The organism is Dyella ginsengisoli (assembly GCF_044904665.1).
GTDB lineage: Bacteria > Pseudomonadota > Gammaproteobacteria > Xanthomonadales > Rhodanobacteraceae > Dyella_A > Dyella_A ginsengisoli.
Genome location: NZ_JADIKM010000003.1, coordinates 419,226 through 435,413, shown reverse-complemented (window position 1 = coordinate 435,413; position 16,188 = coordinate 419,226). Strand labels below are relative to the sequence as shown.

General features: G+C 68.2%; 16 protein-coding genes. 5 read left to right on the top strand and 11 right to left on the bottom strand.

The features are described from left to right. Nucleotide 1: 1 nt before the first annotated feature. From ISP17_RS12225 to surE, 3 genes are read right to left on the bottom strand one after another with little or no spacing between them, the layout of a single operon-like run. Nucleotides 2-607: a YqaA family protein gene (locus ISP17_RS12225; RefSeq protein ID WP_404633521.1), complete on the bottom strand. Its 606-nt coding sequence runs from the start codon at nt 605-607 to the stop codon at nt 2-4. Beyond that, nucleotides 607-1,287: a protein-L-isoaspartate(D-aspartate) O-methyltransferase gene (locus tag ISP17_RS12220; protein WP_404633519.1), complete on the bottom strand. Its 681-nt coding sequence runs from the start codon at nt 1,285-1,287 to the stop codon at nt 607-609. Before ISP17_RS12220 ends, ISP17_RS12225 begins: the two co-directional genes overlap by 1 nt. Nucleotides 1,288-1,290: 3 nt before the next feature. Continuing rightward, nucleotides 1,291-2,070, bottom strand: coding sequence for a 5'/3'-nucleotidase SurE (gene surE / locus ISP17_RS12215; RefSeq protein ID WP_404633517.1), 780 nt, complete (start codon nt 2,068-2,070; stop codon nt 1,291-1,293). A gap of 157 nt (nt 2,071-2,227) precedes the next feature. Between surE and ISP17_RS12210 the strand changes: the two genes are divergently transcribed. After that, nucleotides 2,228-2,773 carry a Smr/MutS family protein gene (locus tag ISP17_RS12210; protein WP_404633515.1) on the top strand — a complete coding sequence of 182 codons (546 nt, stop codon included), beginning with the start codon at nt 2,228-2,230 and terminating at the stop codon, nt 2,771-2,773. A 12-nt stretch (nt 2,774-2,785) separates the two neighbouring features. Here ISP17_RS12210 and truD read toward each other — a convergent pair whose 3' ends face one another. The 8 genes from truD to ISP17_RS12170 form a co-directional block, all read right to left on the bottom strand. Further along, nucleotides 2,786-3,799, bottom strand: a complete 1,014-nt coding sequence (gene truD, locus ISP17_RS12205) for a tRNA pseudouridine(13) synthase TruD (protein ID WP_404633513.1) — start codon at nt 3,797-3,799, stop codon at nt 2,786-2,788. 43 nt (nt 3,800-3,842) lie between these two features. Beyond that, complete coding sequence (gene mgtE, locus ISP17_RS12200; RefSeq protein ID WP_404633511.1) at nt 3,843-5,297, bottom strand: magnesium transporter; 1,455 nt, start codon at nt 5,295-5,297, stop codon at nt 3,843-3,845. Beyond that, on the bottom strand, nt 5,294-5,767 hold the full coding sequence (gene ispF, locus ISP17_RS12195) for a 2-C-methyl-D-erythritol 2,4-cyclodiphosphate synthase (RefSeq protein WP_404633509.1): 474 nt from the start codon (nt 5,765-5,767) through the stop codon (nt 5,294-5,296). Before ispF ends, mgtE begins: the two co-directional genes overlap by 4 nt. Before the next feature lie 16 nt (nt 5,768-5,783). Further along, nucleotides 5,784-6,482, bottom strand: a complete 699-nt coding sequence (gene ispD, locus ISP17_RS12190) for a 2-C-methyl-D-erythritol 4-phosphate cytidylyltransferase (RefSeq protein ID WP_404633507.1) — start codon at nt 6,480-6,482, stop codon at nt 5,784-5,786. After that, a complete protein-coding gene (gene ftsB / locus ISP17_RS12185; RefSeq protein ID WP_404633505.1) occupies nt 6,479-6,811 on the bottom strand; it encodes a cell division protein FtsB in 333 nt (110 codons plus the stop codon). Before ftsB ends, ispD begins: the two co-directional genes overlap by 4 nt. Before the next feature lie 17 nt (nt 6,812-6,828). Further along, nucleotides 6,829-8,142 (bottom strand): phosphopyruvate hydratase, encoded by a 1,314-nt coding sequence (gene eno, locus ISP17_RS12180; protein ID WP_404633503.1) that lies wholly within the window; start codon nt 8,140-8,142, stop codon nt 6,829-6,831. Between the two features lie 128 nt (nt 8,143-8,270). Further along, nucleotides 8,271-9,104, bottom strand: a complete 834-nt coding sequence (kdsA, locus tag ISP17_RS12175; protein ID WP_404633501.1) for a 3-deoxy-8-phosphooctulonate synthase — start codon at nt 9,102-9,104, stop codon at nt 8,271-8,273. Continuing rightward, complete coding sequence (locus ISP17_RS12170; RefSeq protein ID WP_404633499.1) at nt 9,101-10,774, bottom strand: CTP synthase; 1,674 nt, start codon at nt 10,772-10,774, stop codon at nt 9,101-9,103. The genes kdsA and ISP17_RS12170 overlap by 4 nt, the downstream gene beginning before the upstream one ends. 141 nt (nt 10,775-10,915) lie before the next feature. Here ISP17_RS12170 and ISP17_RS12165 point away from each other — a divergent pair, with 141 nt between their 5' ends. From ISP17_RS12165 to ISP17_RS12150, 4 genes are all read left to right on the top strand, one after another. Beyond that, nucleotides 10,916-12,715, top strand: coding sequence for a M24 family metallopeptidase (locus tag ISP17_RS12165; RefSeq protein ID WP_404633497.1), 1,800 nt, complete (start codon nt 10,916-10,918; stop codon nt 12,713-12,715). A gap of 122 nt (nt 12,716-12,837) precedes the next feature. After that, nucleotides 12,838-14,727 carry a DNA topoisomerase IV subunit B gene (parE, locus tag ISP17_RS12160; RefSeq protein WP_404633495.1) on the top strand — a complete coding sequence of 630 codons (1,890 nt, stop codon included), beginning with the start codon at nt 12,838-12,840 and terminating at the stop codon, nt 14,725-14,727. Nucleotides 14,728-14,847: 120 nt separating this feature from the next. Then, a complete protein-coding gene (locus ISP17_RS12155) occupies nt 14,848-15,405 on the top strand; it encodes a sigma-70 family RNA polymerase sigma factor (protein ID WP_404633493.1) in 558 nt (185 codons plus the stop codon). Then, nucleotides 15,402-16,157 (top strand): anti-sigma factor, encoded by a 756-nt coding sequence (locus ISP17_RS12150; RefSeq protein ID WP_404633491.1) that lies wholly within the window; start codon nt 15,402-15,404, stop codon nt 16,155-16,157. Before ISP17_RS12155 ends, ISP17_RS12150 begins: the two co-directional genes overlap by 4 nt. Nucleotides 16,158-16,188 lie beyond the last annotated feature (31 nt).

Genomic DNA, 16,188 nt, shown 5'->3' with positions numbered 1-16,188 from the left:
CTCAGCGCAGCCACAGCCACCACACCAGCAGCAGGCCGATGACCGCCACGACAGCCCAGCCGATGCGCTCGATGTTCTTGTGCAGGATCTGTTCGGCACGCTCACCCACCACGCGCACCAGCAGGGCCAGCAGCCATACGCGCTTGCCGCGGCCAATCGCCATGCAGGCCAGGAAGGGCACGAGCGGCACGCCGACGATGCCCGCGGCCCAGGTCACGAACTTCATCGGGATTACCGGCTGCAGGGCAGCGAGCATCAAGGCCCCGAGCATGGCCAGCCAATGCTGGCTCATGTCGCTGCGCAACTGCGCCACCCAGGTGCCGATGGTCTGCTGCATCGCCGGGCTGAGCAGGGGGTGGATGCTGTCGTACGCCCAGTGCCCCAGCGCATAGCCGACCAGCGAACCGAGCAGCGAAAACACCAGGCTGAGGTTGGCGTAGAAGAACGCACGATGGCGCTTGCCGAGCATCATCGGCGCCAGCATCACCTCCGGCATTACCGGGAAAATGAAGGCCTCCACGAAGCTGAGCCCGCACAGGTAGTAGATCGCCCGAGGATGGCGCGCCCACTTCAGCGCCCGCGCATACAACGCTCCGAACAGGCGCATCAGCCGATGCCACCAAGCAGCGGAACGAAGCTCACCGGGCCGAGTTCTTCCTGGATGAAGTCACCCTGTCCGTCGCCGCGCATGCGGATCAGCGTCTGGCTGCTGGGCGAACCGACCGGCGCGATCAGCACGCCGGTCGGCGTCATTTGGTCGAGGATGGCGTGCGGAATGGCGTCGCCCGCGGCGGTGAGGATCACCGCATCGAACGGACCCTCGTCCGGCCAGCCGAGCTTGCCGTCGTCGTAGCGGGAACGCAGGTTGGCGATGCCCAGCTGGCGGAATCGCCGGCGCGCCTGGCGCAGCAGCTCCTCGATGCGCTCCACCGTGTAGACCTGCGGCACCAGTGCCGCCAGCACGGCCGCCTGGTAGCCCGAGCCGGTGCCAATCTCCAGCACTTTCTGCGGCATGCCGAATTCGAGCAGCGCCTCGGTCATCCGCGCCACCACCCACGGCTGCGAGATGGTCTGGCCGTGGCCGATCGGCAACGCGGTATTCTCGTATGCGCGCGAGTGCAGCGCCTGGTCGATGAAGTGATGGCGCGGCAGGTTGCGGATCACGTCGATCACCCGCGCATCGCGGATGCCGCTTTCCTTCAGCGTGGCCGCGAGGCGATCGCGGGCTCGCTGCGAGGTCATGCCCTCGCCTTTCAATGCCGACGGCGGCAACGGATGGATGTTCATCGCTCAGGCCGCCTGGTCGTCGATGGCGTCGGTCATCGCCTGCATCCAGCCGCTGACCTTCTCCAGCGCCTGGTAGCGGGTGAGGTCGACGTGGATCGGGGTCACCGACACGTAGCCGCGGCGCACCGCGTGGAAATCGGTGCCGGGGCCGTCGTCCTCGGCGTCGCCGGCCGGCCCGATCCACCACATCGGACGGCCGCGCGGATCGGTCTGCGCGATGCACGCCTCGGCGCGATGGCGCTTGCCCAGCCGCGCCACTTCGAAGCCGCGGATCTGCTCCCACGGCAGGTCGGGCACGTTGACGTTGAGGATGGTATCGGCCGGCAGCGGGTCGACCAGCAGCCGCTCCATCAGCATCACCACGGCCCGCGCGGCGGACTCGTAATGCTCGCCGCGATGGTCCTTGCTGGCGAGCGACACGGCGATCGCCGGCAGGCCGAGGAAGCGCCCCTCCATCGCCGCCGACACGGTGCCGGAATAGATCACGTCGTCGCCCAGGTTGGCCGAGTTATTGATGCCGGAGACCACTATATGCGGCTCCTCATCGAGCAGGCCGGCCAGCGCCAGGTGCACGCAATCGGTGGGCGTGCCGGCGACGCGGTAGTAGCCGTTGTCCATGCGGCCGACACGGATCGGCGCATCCAGCGTGAGCGAATTGCTGGCGCCGGAGCGGTCCCGGTCGGGCGCGACCACCGTTACCTTGCCGACCGCACCGAGGCGCTCGGCGAGCACGCGGATGCCCAGTGCATCCACGCCATCATCGTTGCTTACCAGAACTCGCATGTTGATCCGTAGAAGAACGTTGTCGGGACCGCGGCAGGCGCCTCGCAGCCGAGCCCCGTGCAGGCGTTCGAGTCTAACCGAGCGGCGGGGGAGTTTCATCGACGAAGGCGCGCTTTTGCCGCGTTTCAGCGGGCGCCGCATTGGTTAGCATGGAGTGATGAAGCGCCGCCCGCCCACCACTGTCACCGAGGACGACGCGCGCCTGTTTCGCGAGGCGATCGGCGAGGTGCGCACGTTCGATCCCGCGCCGCTGCCGCCGGCGACGCCCCGACCGGCACCCCGACCGCGCATGTTCGAGGCCGACGAGGCCGCGGTGCCCGGCGAACTGCTGGACATGGCCTTCGACCCGGCACTGATGGAGGTGGGCGAGGAACTGAGCTTCCTGCATGACGGCTACCCGCCCAAGCTGCTCAAGCAGCTCAAGCGCGGCCATTTCAGCGTGCAGGACGACCTGGACCTGCACCACATGAACGCGGCCGCGGCGCAGGCCAGCATCGCCGACTTCCTCGCCGAGGCACGACAGAACGGCCTGCGCTGCGTGCGCATCGTGCACGGCAAGGGGCTGCGCTCGAAATCCGCCGGCCCGGTGCTGAAGGCGTTGACCGACCGCATGCTGCGCCGACGCGACGAGGTGATCGCCTTCGCCTCGGCGCGCCCGGCCATGGGCGGCACCGGCGCGGTGGTGGTGCTGCTGAAATCCTGAGCGGGCGAGCGGTCAGCCGGTCACCGCGGCAAGCTCGCGCACCACGACCGTCGCGTAGGCGCCGGCGGGAAGTTCGAATGCCAGCTCCAGCGTGGCCTCGTCCAGCCAGCGCCAGCGCAGGTCCTTCGGCATCAGCCGCAGCGCGCGCCGCTCCTGCTCCATCCGCGCCTTGACCAGACCCTCGGCCAGATCCGCATGATCGGCCGCCACCTGCCGCTCCAGCGCGCCGACCACCTCGGTGCTGGGCGGCTCACCCTCGCCCCACAACGGACCGGATGGATGGATGTCGCCCTGAGCAAGCCGACCCGCCAGCGCGTCGTCGAACGGCTCCGGGCCAAACCACGAACGTGAGCCGGCCAGCGACCAGATCTCGCCCGGCAGCGCGGTGTCCCACGTGCCCTGCTCCACCCGCGCGGCCAGCACGCTGTTGAAAATCTGCGAGCGTGCGGCGGACAGCAGGATCGAACGCTTGTCGCGATCCATGCGGCGGCCGGCGAACATCGCCCGCGCCTGCGCCAGGTTGCCGCCCTCGCGACCGAAACGCTGCTCGCCGAAATAGTTGGGCACGCCGCGCGCGGCGATCTGCTGCAGCACGCGTTCGGCCGCCTCGCGCTCGCCCTGCACTTCACGCAGCGTGAGCACGAAACGGTTGCCGCGCAGCGCGCCACGCTTGAGCTTGCGCCCGTGCCGCGTGGCGGCCAGCACCTTCACCTCGGCATGCGGAAACGTCGACCAGTCCGGATCCGGACGTCCGGGCAGCTGCACGGAGAACGCCTGCCGCGTCACCGCGTGGCGGTCCTTCAACCCGGCGTACCCCACGTTCACCGGCGGCACTTCGGCAAAGCGGGCCAACTCCCGTGCCACCCAGTCGGTGTTGGCGCCGCGCTTCTCGACCCACAGCAGCGCGTGCTCGCCGGCGCCGTCGGTGTCGTAACCCAGGATTTCCTCGACGACGAAATCTTCCGGCGCCACGCGCAGGCGAGCGGTCAACGGCGCGGCACCGCAGGCAAAGGGCAATTCGGACACGGAACATCACTCCGCCGGACGACGCCGGCCAGAAGAAAAAGACCTAGAGCAGGAAGATCGTCGCCAGGCCAAGAAAGATGAAGAAGCCGCCGCTGTCGGTCATCGCGGTGATCAGCACGCTGGAACCGAGCGCCGGATCGCGCCCGAACCTGGTCATCAGCATCGGAATGCCCACGCCGGCAAACGCGGCCAGCAGCAGGTTGAGCGTCATCGCCGCGGTCATCACCAGGCCGAGCGCAACGTTGTCGTACAACGCGTACGCCACCACGCCGATCACGCCGCCCCAGAGCAGGCCGTTCACCAGCGACACCGCCAGCTCCTTGCGCCACAGCCGGCGCACGCTGTCGGCATTGATCTGGTTGAGCGCCATCGCCCGCACGATCATGGTGATGGTCTGGTTGCCGGAATTGCCGCCGATGCCGGCCACGATCGGCATCAGCGTGGCCAGCGCCACCAGCTGCTGGATCGAGCCCTCGAACAGGCCGATCACCCGCGAAGCGATGAACGCGGTGACCAGGTTGACCGCCAGCCACGACCAGCGGTTGCGCAGGCTGGCCCACACCGAGGCGAAGATGTCCTCCTCCTCGCGCAGGCCGCCGCGACTGAGCGCCTCGCTCTCGCCCTCCTCGCGGATCACGTCGACCATCGCATCCACGGTGAGGCGGCCGATCAGGTGCCCGCCCTCGTCCACCACTGGCGCAGACACCAGGTCGTAGCGCTCGAAGGCCTGGGCCACGTCGTAGGCATCGTCGTGCGGGTGGAAGGTGTTGACGTCCGGCGCCATCACCTCACCGACCATCCGGTCCGGCGAGTTGACCAGCAGCCAGTGCAGCGGCAGCACGCCGGTGAGCAGGTTGTCCTGGTTCACCACGAACAGCTTGTCGGTCTGCGCGGGCAGCTCGTCGAACCGGCGCAGGTAGCGCAGTACGGTCTCCAGGCTCACATCCTCGCGGATGGTCACCATCTCGAAGTCCATCAGCGCGCCGACCTGGTCGTCCTCGTAGGACAGCGCCGACTGCACCCGCTCGCGCTGCTGCGCGTCGAGGCTGGCCATCAGCTCGGGCAGCACCTCGGTGGGCAGATCTTCGACTAGGTCGGCCAGCTCGTCGGCGTCCAGCGGCTCGACCGCCGCCATGATCTCGCCCTGGTCCATGTCGGCGATGAGCGACTCGCGCACCGCGTCGGACACTTCCAGTAGGATCTCGCCATCGCGGTCGGCGCGCACGCGCTGCCACACCGCGAGGCGCTCGGCCAGCGGCAGCGATTCGAGGATGAAGGCGATGTCTGCCGGATGCAGCGGATCGAGCTGCTGCTGAAGCACGTCGGCGCTGTCGCGCAGGGCTTCGGCGATCGGAGCGCGGTCGACCGGGCTGGCGCCGGCGTCGCGCAACTCGTCCAGTTCGTCGCGCATGCGCGACTGCTGCCGCAGCAGTTCGACGATGGCTTCCAACTGCTCCTGCAGCCGGTTGCCGGAACCGCGGGCCTCGACCTCGCTCACGCGCGCTCCAGCAGCACGCAGGCCTGCGCCGCGATGCCTTCGCCGCGCCCGGTGAAGCCGAGTTTCTCGGTGGTGGTGGCCTTGATGCTGATCTGCGCGAGGTCGCAGCCCAGGTCCGCCGCCAGGTTCTGTCGCATGGTCGGCGCGTGCGGGCCGACCTTGGGCGCCTCGCAGATCACGGTGACGTCGGCATTGCCCAGGCGATAGCCCTGCTGCGCCATCAGCGCCGCGGCGTGGCGCAGGAACTGGCGGCTGTCGGCGCCGCGCCAGCGCGGATCCGACGGCGGAAAGTGCTGGCCGATGTCGCCCAGTGCCAAGGCACCGAAGATCGCATCGCACAGCGCGTGGATCACCACGTCGCCATCGGAGTGGGCGAGCAGCCCGCGCCCATGCGGCACGCGCACGCCACCGAGCGTGACGAAGTCGCCATCACCGAAGGCATGCACGTCGAAACCCTGACCGATCCTCACTGTTCTCCCCACCCCTTCATGACGCCGTCCGTGCCAGCAGAAACTCCGCCAGCGCGAAGTCCGCCGCCGTGGTGACCTTGATGTTGTCCTCCGCGCCCTCGACCAGCAACGGCGCGTGGCCGACCAGTTCCATTGCCATCGCCTCGTCGCTTACCGTCACGCGGTCGCGGGCAGCCTGACGCAGTGCCGCCGACAATGCACCACGGCGGAACATCTGTGGCGTGAAGGCGCGCCAGCGCAGTTCACGCGGCTCGGTAAGCTCGCTGCGTCCGGCCGCATCGGCGCGCTTGAGCGTGTCACGCAGCGGCGCGCCGAGCAGGCCGCCATCCGCTCCGCTGGCGCGATCGATCAGGCGGGTGATGTCATCCAGCCGTACGCAGGGTCTTGCCGCATCGTGCACCAGCGCGAAATCGTCGTCGGCCACCTCGTCCGGCAACGCATCCAGCCCGGCCAGCACGGAATCGCAGCGCTCCGCGCCGCCGACAGTGGTCCGCACGGGCTTGCCGTGCAGCTCCGACAACCCGCTCCACAAAGCGTCGCCGGCGGACAGCACCACCATCAACCCGGCAATGTGCGGATGCCGGGCCAGCCGATCGAGCGTGTGCTCGATCAGCGGCCGACCGGCCAGCGTCAGATACTGCTTGGGCCGATCGCCGCCGACGCGCGTGCCGCGCCCGGCCGCGGGGACCACGCACCACAACGGTGCCAGGCTCATGGCTGCGCGGCGTCGGGAGCGGTGGCGGCCGTGGCCGGCGCCGCCGCAGCACCGGGCTTCTCGACCACCTGGTAGAACGTCTCGCCCGGCTTGATCAGGCCGAGCTCGGCACGCGCGCGCGCTTCCACCGCCTGCTCGCCGCTCTTGAGATCGGACACATCGGCAGCCAGCGCCTGGTTGCGCTGCTGCAGGCGCTGGTTTTCATCCGCCTGCTTTTTCACCGCGGCACGCAGGGCGTCGACTTCGCGCATGCCGCCCGTGTCGCTCCACAGCTTGACCTGCAGGGCGATCAGCAGTGCGAGCAGGATCAGCGCGACCCAGCGCAGCATGGCGGCCGTCCTCCCGCTCAGCCAGGCAGGCGCGAGAGATTGGGGAACGCGTCGCGCCCGGCGTACCGGGCGTCGGCACCGAGCTGTTCCTCGATGCGCAACAGCTGGTTGTACTTGGCCACGCGGTCGCTGCGGCACAGCGAGCCGGTCTTGATCTGGGTGGCCGTGGTCGCCACCGCGATGTCGGCGATGGTGGTGTCCTCGGTCTCGCCCGAGCGATGCGAGATCACCGCCGAGTACTTCGCCGCGTCGGCCATGGCGATCGCTTCGAGCGTCTCGGACAGCGTGCCGATCTGGTTCACCTTGATCAGGATCGAGTTGGCGATCTTCTTTTCGATGCCTTCGCGGAAGATCGTCGGGTTGGTGACGAAGAGGTCGTCACCGACCACCTGCACGCGGTCGCCGATGGTATCGGTAAGCAACTTCCAGCCGGCCCAGTCGCCCTCGGCCATGCCGTCTTCGATGGTGACGATCGGGTACTGCTTCGCCCAGCCGGCCAAGAGGTCGACGAACTGCTCGGAGGTGTACTGCTTGCCCTCGCCGGCCAGGTCGTACTTGCCGTCCTTGTAGAACTCCGAGCTGGCGGCATCGAGGCCCAGCAGGATCTCGCTGCCGACCTTGTAGCCGGTCTTGGTGATCGCCTCGAGGATGGTGTCCAGCGCCTCGATGTTGGAGCGCAGGTTCGGCGCAAAGCCGCCCTCGTCACCCACCGCGGTGTTCAGTCCCTTGCCCTTGAGCACGCTCTTGAGCGCGTGGAAGATTTCCGCGCCCGCGCGCAGCGCCTCGGCAAAGGTGGGCATGCCCACCGGCAGCACCATGAATTCCTGCACGTCGATGTTGTTGTCCGCGTGCTCGCCGCCGTTGATGATGTTCATCATCGGCACCGGCAGCATGCCGGGCTTGCCGGTGGTGCCGTCGATCTCCGCCAGGTAGCGCCACAGCGGCAGCTTGCGCTGGGCGGCGACGGCGTGGGCGGCGGCCATGGACACGCCCAGCAACGCGTTGGCGCCGAGCTTGCCCTTGTTCGGCGTGCCGTCGAGGTTGACCAGCTTGGCGTCGAGCCCGCCCTGGTTGGCCGCATCGAAACCCTTCAGCGCGCTGGCGATGGCGCCGTTGACGTGGCCGACGGCCGTCTTTACGCCCTTGCCGCCATAGCGTGCCTTGTCGCCGTCACGCAGCTCCACCGCCTCGCGGGTGCCGGTCGACGCACCGCTCGGCACCGCCGCGCGACCAAAACCGCCGCCGGCCAGGGTCACTTCGGCTTCAAGCGTGGGATTGCCGCGGGAGTCGAGGATTTCGCGTGCGTGGATGCGGGTGATCTCGGTGGTCATGGGTCGTCCGTCAAGTCAGTCGTGTGGATGTGATTGCACTGTAGGAGCCCGCTCGCGGGCGATGCTCTTCGCATTCGATGTGGCATCAAGGCCCGGGCATCGCCCGCGAGCGGGCTCCTACCAAGGTGTCAGAGGGTTTGTTCGACGAAACCGTGCCGTTTGGTCACCGCATCGAGTTCGAGCAGCGTCTCCAGCAGCGCCTCCATCTTGCCCAGCGGCCAGGCGTTGGGGCCATCGCTGAGCGCCTTCTCCGGATTGGGATGCGTCTCGGCGAACAGGCCGGCCACGCCCACCGCCACGGCGGCGCGCGCCAGCACCGGCACGAACTCGCGCTGGCCACCGGAGGTGGCGCCCTGCCCGCCCGGCAGCTGCACCGAGTGGGTGGCATCGAACACCACCGGGCAGTTCGTATCGCGCATCACGCTGAGCGAGCGCATGTCCGACACCAGGTTGTTGTAGCCGAAGCTGGCGCCGCGCTCGCACACCATGATGTCGTCGTTGCCCACATCACGGGCCTTGGCGACCACGTGCTTCATGTCCCACGGGGCGAGGAACTGGCCCTTCTTGATGTTCACGGGCTTGCCGGCGCGCGCCACCTTCTGGATGAAGTCGGTCTGGCGGCACAGGAAGGCCGGCGTCTGCAGCACGTCAACCACCGAGGCGACCTCGTCCATCGGGGTGTATTCGTGCACGTCGGTAAGCACCGGCAGGCCGAGCTGACGCTTGACCTCGCCGAGCACGCGCAGGCCCTCCTCCATGCCCGGACCGCGGAAGCTCTGGCCGGAGGAACGGTTGGCCTTGTCGAAGCTCGACTTGAAGATGAAGTGGATACCCAGCCGCGCGGTGATTTCCTTCAGCGTGCCGGCGGTATCGATCTGCAGCTGCTCGGACTCCACCACGCAGGGCCCGGCGATCAGGAACAGCGGCTGGTTCAGCCCGACCTCGAATCCACACAGCTTCATGCAACCGACTCCTTCGCCGCCAGGCGCTCGGCGCCCTGCACGGCCTTGTATTCGCGCGCGGCGCGGACGAACCCGATGAACAGCGGATGGCCATCGCGCGGCGTGGAGGTGAACTCCGGATGCGCCTGGCAGCCCAGGAACCAGGGGTGCTTCTGCGGCGACAGCTCGACGATCTCCACCAGCAGGTCGTCCATCGACTTGCCCGAGATCACCAGCCCGAGGTCCTCGAACGACTGGCGGTAGCGGTTGTTGAACTCGTAGCGGTGGCGATGACGCTCGCGCACCACGTCCTGGCCGTACATCTCGCGCGCCAGCGTGCCGGCCTTGAGGCGGCACTCCTGCGCGCCAAGGCGCATGGTGCCGCCGAGGTCCGAGCGTTCGCTGCGCTGCTCGACTTCGCCGGTGGCGGTAGTCCACTCGGTGATCAGCGCGATCACCGGGTTGGCGGTGTGGCGATCGTTCTCGCTGGAGTCGGCGTCGGCCAGGCCGGCCACATGGCGGGCAAAGTCCACCACCGCCGCATGCATGCCGTAGCAGATGCCGAAGTACGGCACGCCGTGCTCGCGGGCGTACTTCGCCGCGAGCACCTTGCCCTCGAAGCCGCGCTTGCCGAAGCCGCCGGGCACGAGGATGGCGTCCGCCTTGCCGAGCACCTTCTGGGCACCCTCGGCCTCGATCTGCTCCGAGTCGATCCACTCCAGGTTCACCCGGGTCTGCTGCTTGATGCCGCCGTGGCGCAGCGCCTCGCCCAGCGACTTGTAGGCGTCCTTGTGCTCGACGTACTTGCCGCAGATGGCGACGGTGACCTCGTCCTTCGGATGCACCACGGCATCCACCGTGCGCTGCCAGCCGCTGAGATCGGCCGGCTTGGCGTCCAAGCCGAGCTTCTTCACCACGATGTCGTCCAGGCCCTGGCTATGCAGCCACAGCGGCATCTTGTAGATGACATCGACATCGACCGCGCTGATCACGGCGTTCTCGGGCACGTTGGTGAACAGGGCGATCTTGCGGCGCTCGCCGTCCGGCAGCGCCTCTTCGCAGCGGCACAGCAGGATGTCCGGCTGGATGCCGATCGAGCGCAGCTCCTTCACCGAATGCTGGGTCGGCTTGGTCTTGATCTCGCCGGCGGCCTTGATGAAGGGCACCAGGGTGAGATGCATGAAAAGGCACTTCTCCGGGCCGTGCTCGATGCGCAGTTGGCGGATCGCCTCCAGGAACGGCAGCGACTCGATGTCGCCCACCGTGCCGCCGATCTCCACCAGCGCCACGTCGAAGCCGCGGGTGGCCTCGTGGATGCAGTGCTTGATCTCGTCGGTGATGTGGGGGATCACCTGCACGGTGGCACCGAGATAATCGCCGCGACGCTCCTTGCGGATCACCGACTCGTAGATCTTGCCGGTGGTGATCGAGTTCTTGCCGGTCAGGCGGGTGTGGACGAACCGCTCGTAGTGGCCGAGGTCGAGGTCGGTCTCGGCACCGTCGTCGGTGACGTAGACCTCGCCGTGCTGAAAGGGACTCATGGTGCCCGGATCCACATTGATGTATGGATCGAGCTTCATCATGGTGACCGAGAGACCACGCGCTTCCAGGATGGAAGCCAGCGACGCCGCGGCGATGCCCTTGCCAAGCGAGGACACCACACCGCCGGTGACGAAAATCAGGGGGGTCATGGGATGCAGCCGTGCTGGAAATTAGGCATTTTAGCGGCAGACGGGCCCGACCGCGAGACGTCAGGGGCAAATTCCTCCAAAGCGGTTCATGTCCGACCCGATCGGAAGCGTTCCAGCGGAGCGCGCTGATAGCATGAAGGGATGACACACCCCATTCCTCCCCGCCTCGCCGCCCTGCGCCAGGCCATGGCTGCCCGCAACGTGGCCGCATGCCTGGTACCGACTGCCGACCCGCACCTGTCCGAATACCTGCCCGGCCACTGGGCCGCGCGCGAGTGGCTGTCCGGCTTCACCGGCTCGGCCGGGACGCTGCTGGTCACCGCCGACCACGCCGGCCTGTGGACCGACTCGCGCTACTTCGCCCAGGGCGAGCAGCAGTTGGCAGACAGCGGCGTCACTCTGATGAAGCAAAAGGTGGCGCATGCGCCGGAGCACCTCGTCTGGCTGCAGCAGCACCTGCACGCCGGCGACGCGGTGGCCATCGCCGGCGACAGCCTTAGCGTCGCCTCGCGGCAGCAGATCACCCGCCTGCTCGGCGAGGTGGGCGCCACGTTGCGAACCGACCTGGACCTTCCTGCCGCGATCTGGACCGATCGCCCGGCCCTGCCGCGCGCACCGGTGGTCGAGCACGCGCTGACCTGGGCGCACACGCCGCGCGCAGACAAGCTGGCGCGGGTGCGTACCGCCATGCGCAAGCTCGGCGCCACGCACCACCTGGTATCCAGCCTGGACGACGTGGCGTGGCTGACCAACCTGCGCGGCAGCGATGTGGAATGCAATCCGGTGTTTCTCGCCCACCTGCTGATCGAGGCCGAAGGCAGGGCCACGCTGTTTGCCGAACGCGGCAAGCTCGGCGACGCCCTGGTGGCTGCGCTCGCGACCGACGGCATCCGTCTGGCCGACTACGCGGCCGTGACCGACGCGCTGGGCGAACTGGGCGCTGACGACACGCTGCTGCTGGATCCGGGCAAGGTGGTCTGCGCGGTGGCCGACGCCGTGCCGGCGACGGTCCGGCGGATCGAAACGGCCAACCCGTCCACCGCGATGAAGGCGCGCAAGAGCGCGGCCGAATTGGATCACATCCGCGAGACCATGCGGCGGGATGGCGCCGCGCTGGTACGCGCCTTCCGGCGCCTGGAGGAACGCCTGGCGGCCGGCATGGCGCAGACCGAGCTGGACGTCGATGCGCTGGTACGTGAGGAGCGCGCCGCGCAGCCGAACTTCATCGGCGAGAGCTTCGCCACCATCGCCGGCTACCAGGCCAACGGCGCCCTGCCGCACTACCGTGCCACGCCGGAGCATCACAGCACGCTGGCCCGCAAGGGCCTGCTGCTGGTGGATTCCGGCGGCCAGTATCTCGGCGGCACCACCGACGTCACCCGCGTGCTGGCGCTGGGCGAGACCAGCGCCGAGCAGCGCCGCGACGCCACGCTGGTGATGAAGGGCCTGATCGCCCTCTCGCGCGCCCGCTTCCCCAAAGGCGCCAGCGGCCCGCAGCTCGACGCCCTGGCCCGCGCACCGCTATGGGCGGTGGGCATGGACTACGGCCACGGCACCGGTCACGGCGTGGGTTATTTCCTCAACGTGCACGAAGGGCCGCAGGGCATCCGCCCGCCGGTGAGCGGGGGCGCGCTGGTCGCGCTGGAGCCGGGCATGGTCACCTCGATCGAGCCGGGCCTGTACAAGCCGGGCCGCCACGGCATCCGCCACGAGAACCTGGTCGTGGTGGTGGAGGCGGAGCAGACCGAGTTCGGCGACTACTACGCCTTCGAGACGCTGACACTGTGCCCGTTCGACCGCCGCGCGCTGGAGTCGCACCTGCTCAATCCCGAGGAGCGCGCCTGGCTGGACGACTACCACGCCGGCGTGCGTGCCGCGCTCAGCCCCCTGCTGGACGGCACCGACCTCGCCTGGCTCGAACGCCACTGCGCGCCTCTCTGATTCACCCGTCGCGGAATGCGAGACGGCTGCCCCGGAAGCTCCGGCCTCCGGACGCCGCCGCGGCTTGACCCCACCGGCGTCACCGCCCATTCTCCCGCGCCTTACCCGAGTCGAACGTATCCATGAGCAGTCGCTACAACGCCGCCGATATCGAAGTCCTCTCCGGCCTGGATCCGGTCAAGCGCCGCCCTGGCATGTACACCGACACCTCGCGTCCGAACCACCTGGCGCAGGAGGTGATCGACAACTCGGTGGACGAGGCGCTGGCCGGCCACGCGAAGAACATCGAGGTGGTGCTGCACGCCGACGGCTCGGTGGAAGTGAGCGACGACGGCCGCGGCATGCCGGTGGACATCCACCCTGACGAGGGCGTGCCGGGCGTCGAGCTGATCCTCACCCGCCTCCATGCCGGCGGCAAGTTCAGTGGCAAGAACTACAACTTCTCCGGCGGCCTGCACGGCGTGGGTGTGTCGGTGGTGAACGCGCTGTCGCAGCGGGTGGAAGTGACGATCCGCCGCGACGGCAATGAATACCGCATGGCGTTCGAGCACGGCGACCGCGTCAGCGAACTGGAAGTGATCGGCACGGTACCCAAGAAGAAGACCGGCACCACTGTGCACTTCTGGGCCGATCCGAAGTACTTCGACTCGCCGAAGATCTCGATCCCGAAGCTCAAGCACCTGCTGCGCGCCAAGGCGGTGCTGTGCGCCGGCCTCAACGTGAAGCTCACCGACGAAGCCAGTGGCGAAACCGTCGAATGGCATTACGAGGACGGCCTGCGCGACTACCTGCGTGGCGAGCTGGATGGCGCCGAGGCGCTGCCGGCCGAGCTTTTCGTGCACCACGTGGCGCGCGACACCGAAGGCCTCGACGTTGCCCTCACCTGGCTGCCCGAGGGCGAGCTGGTGCAGGAGAGCTACGTCAACCTGATCCCCACCGCGCAAGGCGGCACCCACGTCAACGGCCTGCGCACCGGCCTGACCAACGCCATCCGCGAGTTCTGCGACATCCGCAACCTGCTGCCGCGCGGCGTCAAGCTGGCGCCGGAGGACGTGTGGGAGCGCCTCGCCTTCGTGCTCAGCGCCAAGCTGCTCGATCCGCAGTTCGCCGGCCAGACCAAGGAGCGGCTGTCCTCGCGCCAGGCCGCGGCGCTGGTAGAGAACGTGATCCACGATGCCTTCAGTCTGTGGCTCAACCAGCATGTGGATCTGGGTGAGAAGATCGCCCAGCTCGCCATCGAGCGCGCCAGCGCGCGGCTGAAGGCGGCCAAGCAGGTCGTGCGCAAGAAGATCACCCAGGGCCCCGCCCTGCCCGGCAAGCTGGCCGACTGCACCGCCACCGACCTCACCCGCACCGAGCTTTTCCTGGTCGAGGGCGACTCAGCCGGCGGCTCGGCCAAGCAGGCGCGCGACAAGGAGTTCCAGGCGATCCTTCCGCTGCGCGGCAAGATCCTCAACACCTGGGAAGTGGAGTCCACTTCGGTGCTGGCCTCCGAGGAAGTGCACAACTTGGCCGTGGCGATCGGCTGCGACCCGGGCAAGGATGACCTCTCCGGCCTGCGCTACGGCAAGGTGGTGATCCTCGCCGACGCTGACTCCGACGGCCTGCACATCGCCACGCTGCTGTCGGCACTGTTCCTCAAGCACTTCCCGTCGCTGGTGCGCGAGGGCCACGTGTTCGTGGCGATGCCGCCGCTGTTCCGCGTCGACGTGGGCAAGCAGGTGTTCTATTGCCTGGACGAAGGCGAGAAGCAGGCCATGCTCGATCGCATCGAACGCGAAAAGATGAAGGGCGCGGTGAGCACCACCCGCTTCAAGGGCCTGGGCGAGATGAACCCGGCGCAGCTGCGCGAGTCGACCATCCATCCAGATACCCGTCGGCTGGTGCAGCTCACAGTCGACGACAACGAAGGCACCGCCAAACTGATGGACATGCTGCTGGCCAAGAAGCGCGCCGGCGATCGCAAATCCTGGCTGGAGGAAAAGGGCGACCTCGCCACGCTTGAAGTCTGAGCCCGAGCCACCCCTCTTGCCGATGCCTCATTCAGACGCCATGCTTGAAGCCATGCTCACATCCAAGCCCCACTCTCGCCTCCGATCCCGCATCGCGCGTCCGTGCCGGGCGACCGCTGCATGAGCGCCGTGGACACCACCGAGCGCGAAGAACTGGCCGAGTTGCTCGCCGCATCGAGCCGACAGGATCAGCGGGCCTTCGCCGAACTCTACCGCCGCACCTCGTCGCGTCTTTTCGGCGTGTGCATGCGCATGCTGCGCGATCGCGCCGAAGCGGAAGAGGTACTGCAGGAAGTCTTCACCTCCGTGTGGCGTCGCGCCGACACCTTCGATCCGGGCAAGGCCAGCGCCACCACGTGGCTGGTCACCATGGCGCGCAACCGGTCGATCGATCGGCTGCGTCAGCATCGGGAAAGCGCGCTGGACGACAGCATGATGCTCGACCTGGAGGACGAGGGTCCGAGCCCCGCCGCCAGCGCCGAGAGCAGCCAGGAGCGCCAGCGTCTTGAGCAGTGCCTGGACGGTCTGGAGCCGCAACAGAAGTCAGCCATCCGTGAAGCCTTTTTCTCCGGGGCTACGTATAACGATTTGGCTGCACGTTGCCGGGTGCCGCTGGGAACGATGAAAAGCTGGATCCGGCGCAGCCTGATACGCCTGCGGATATGTCTGGAGCAATGAACAACCCGATGCCACCCAGCCAGGAAGAGCTTCGCTACGCCGAGTATGTGCTGGGCGTGCTCGATGCCGATGCGCGTGCGGCGGTCGAGCAGGAAGTGCGCACCGATCGTGCTGCGGCGGCGGCCGTGTCGCTGTGGCAGCGGCACCTTATGCCGCTGAGCGAAGACATCGCTCCGGTGCAGCCGGCCGAGTACGTCTGGGTACGCATCCGCGAAGCGGTCGGGCTGGACGCTTCCGTGTCACCACGCTCACCTGCCGCAACGGGATCGCAACGCACGGGCGGCTGGTGGAACAGCCTGCAGCTGTGGCGCTGGATCGGCGCCGGCGCCACGCTCGCCGCTGCGGCCAGCTTCACGCTGTGGTTCACCACGCCGCATGCGCCGCAAGCACCCGCCTCGGCCACGGCCGGTCCGGACTACATGGTCGCCAGCATCGCGCAGGACAACGGCGTCGCCGGCTGGACCGCGACGATGGATCTCAAGCAGTCCAGCATGGTGATCGTGCCGGCTACACCGGCAGCGCTCGGCGCCGACCGCTCGGCCGAGCTCTGGCTGGTGCCGCCCGGCGAGAAGCCGATTTCGCTGGGCGTGATCGCGCCGAACAAGCCGACCACCGTGCATCTGCGCCCCGACCTGCTGGCGCGCCTCAGCGCCAAGGCCCTGCTTGCCGTGTCCAACGAGCCGCTGGGCGGCTCGCCAACGGGCCAGGCAACCGGCCCGATCATCGCCAAGGGCGCCATCAGCGGCGCGTGATCCGCGGGTCGTCCGTCTGACGGATGACCCG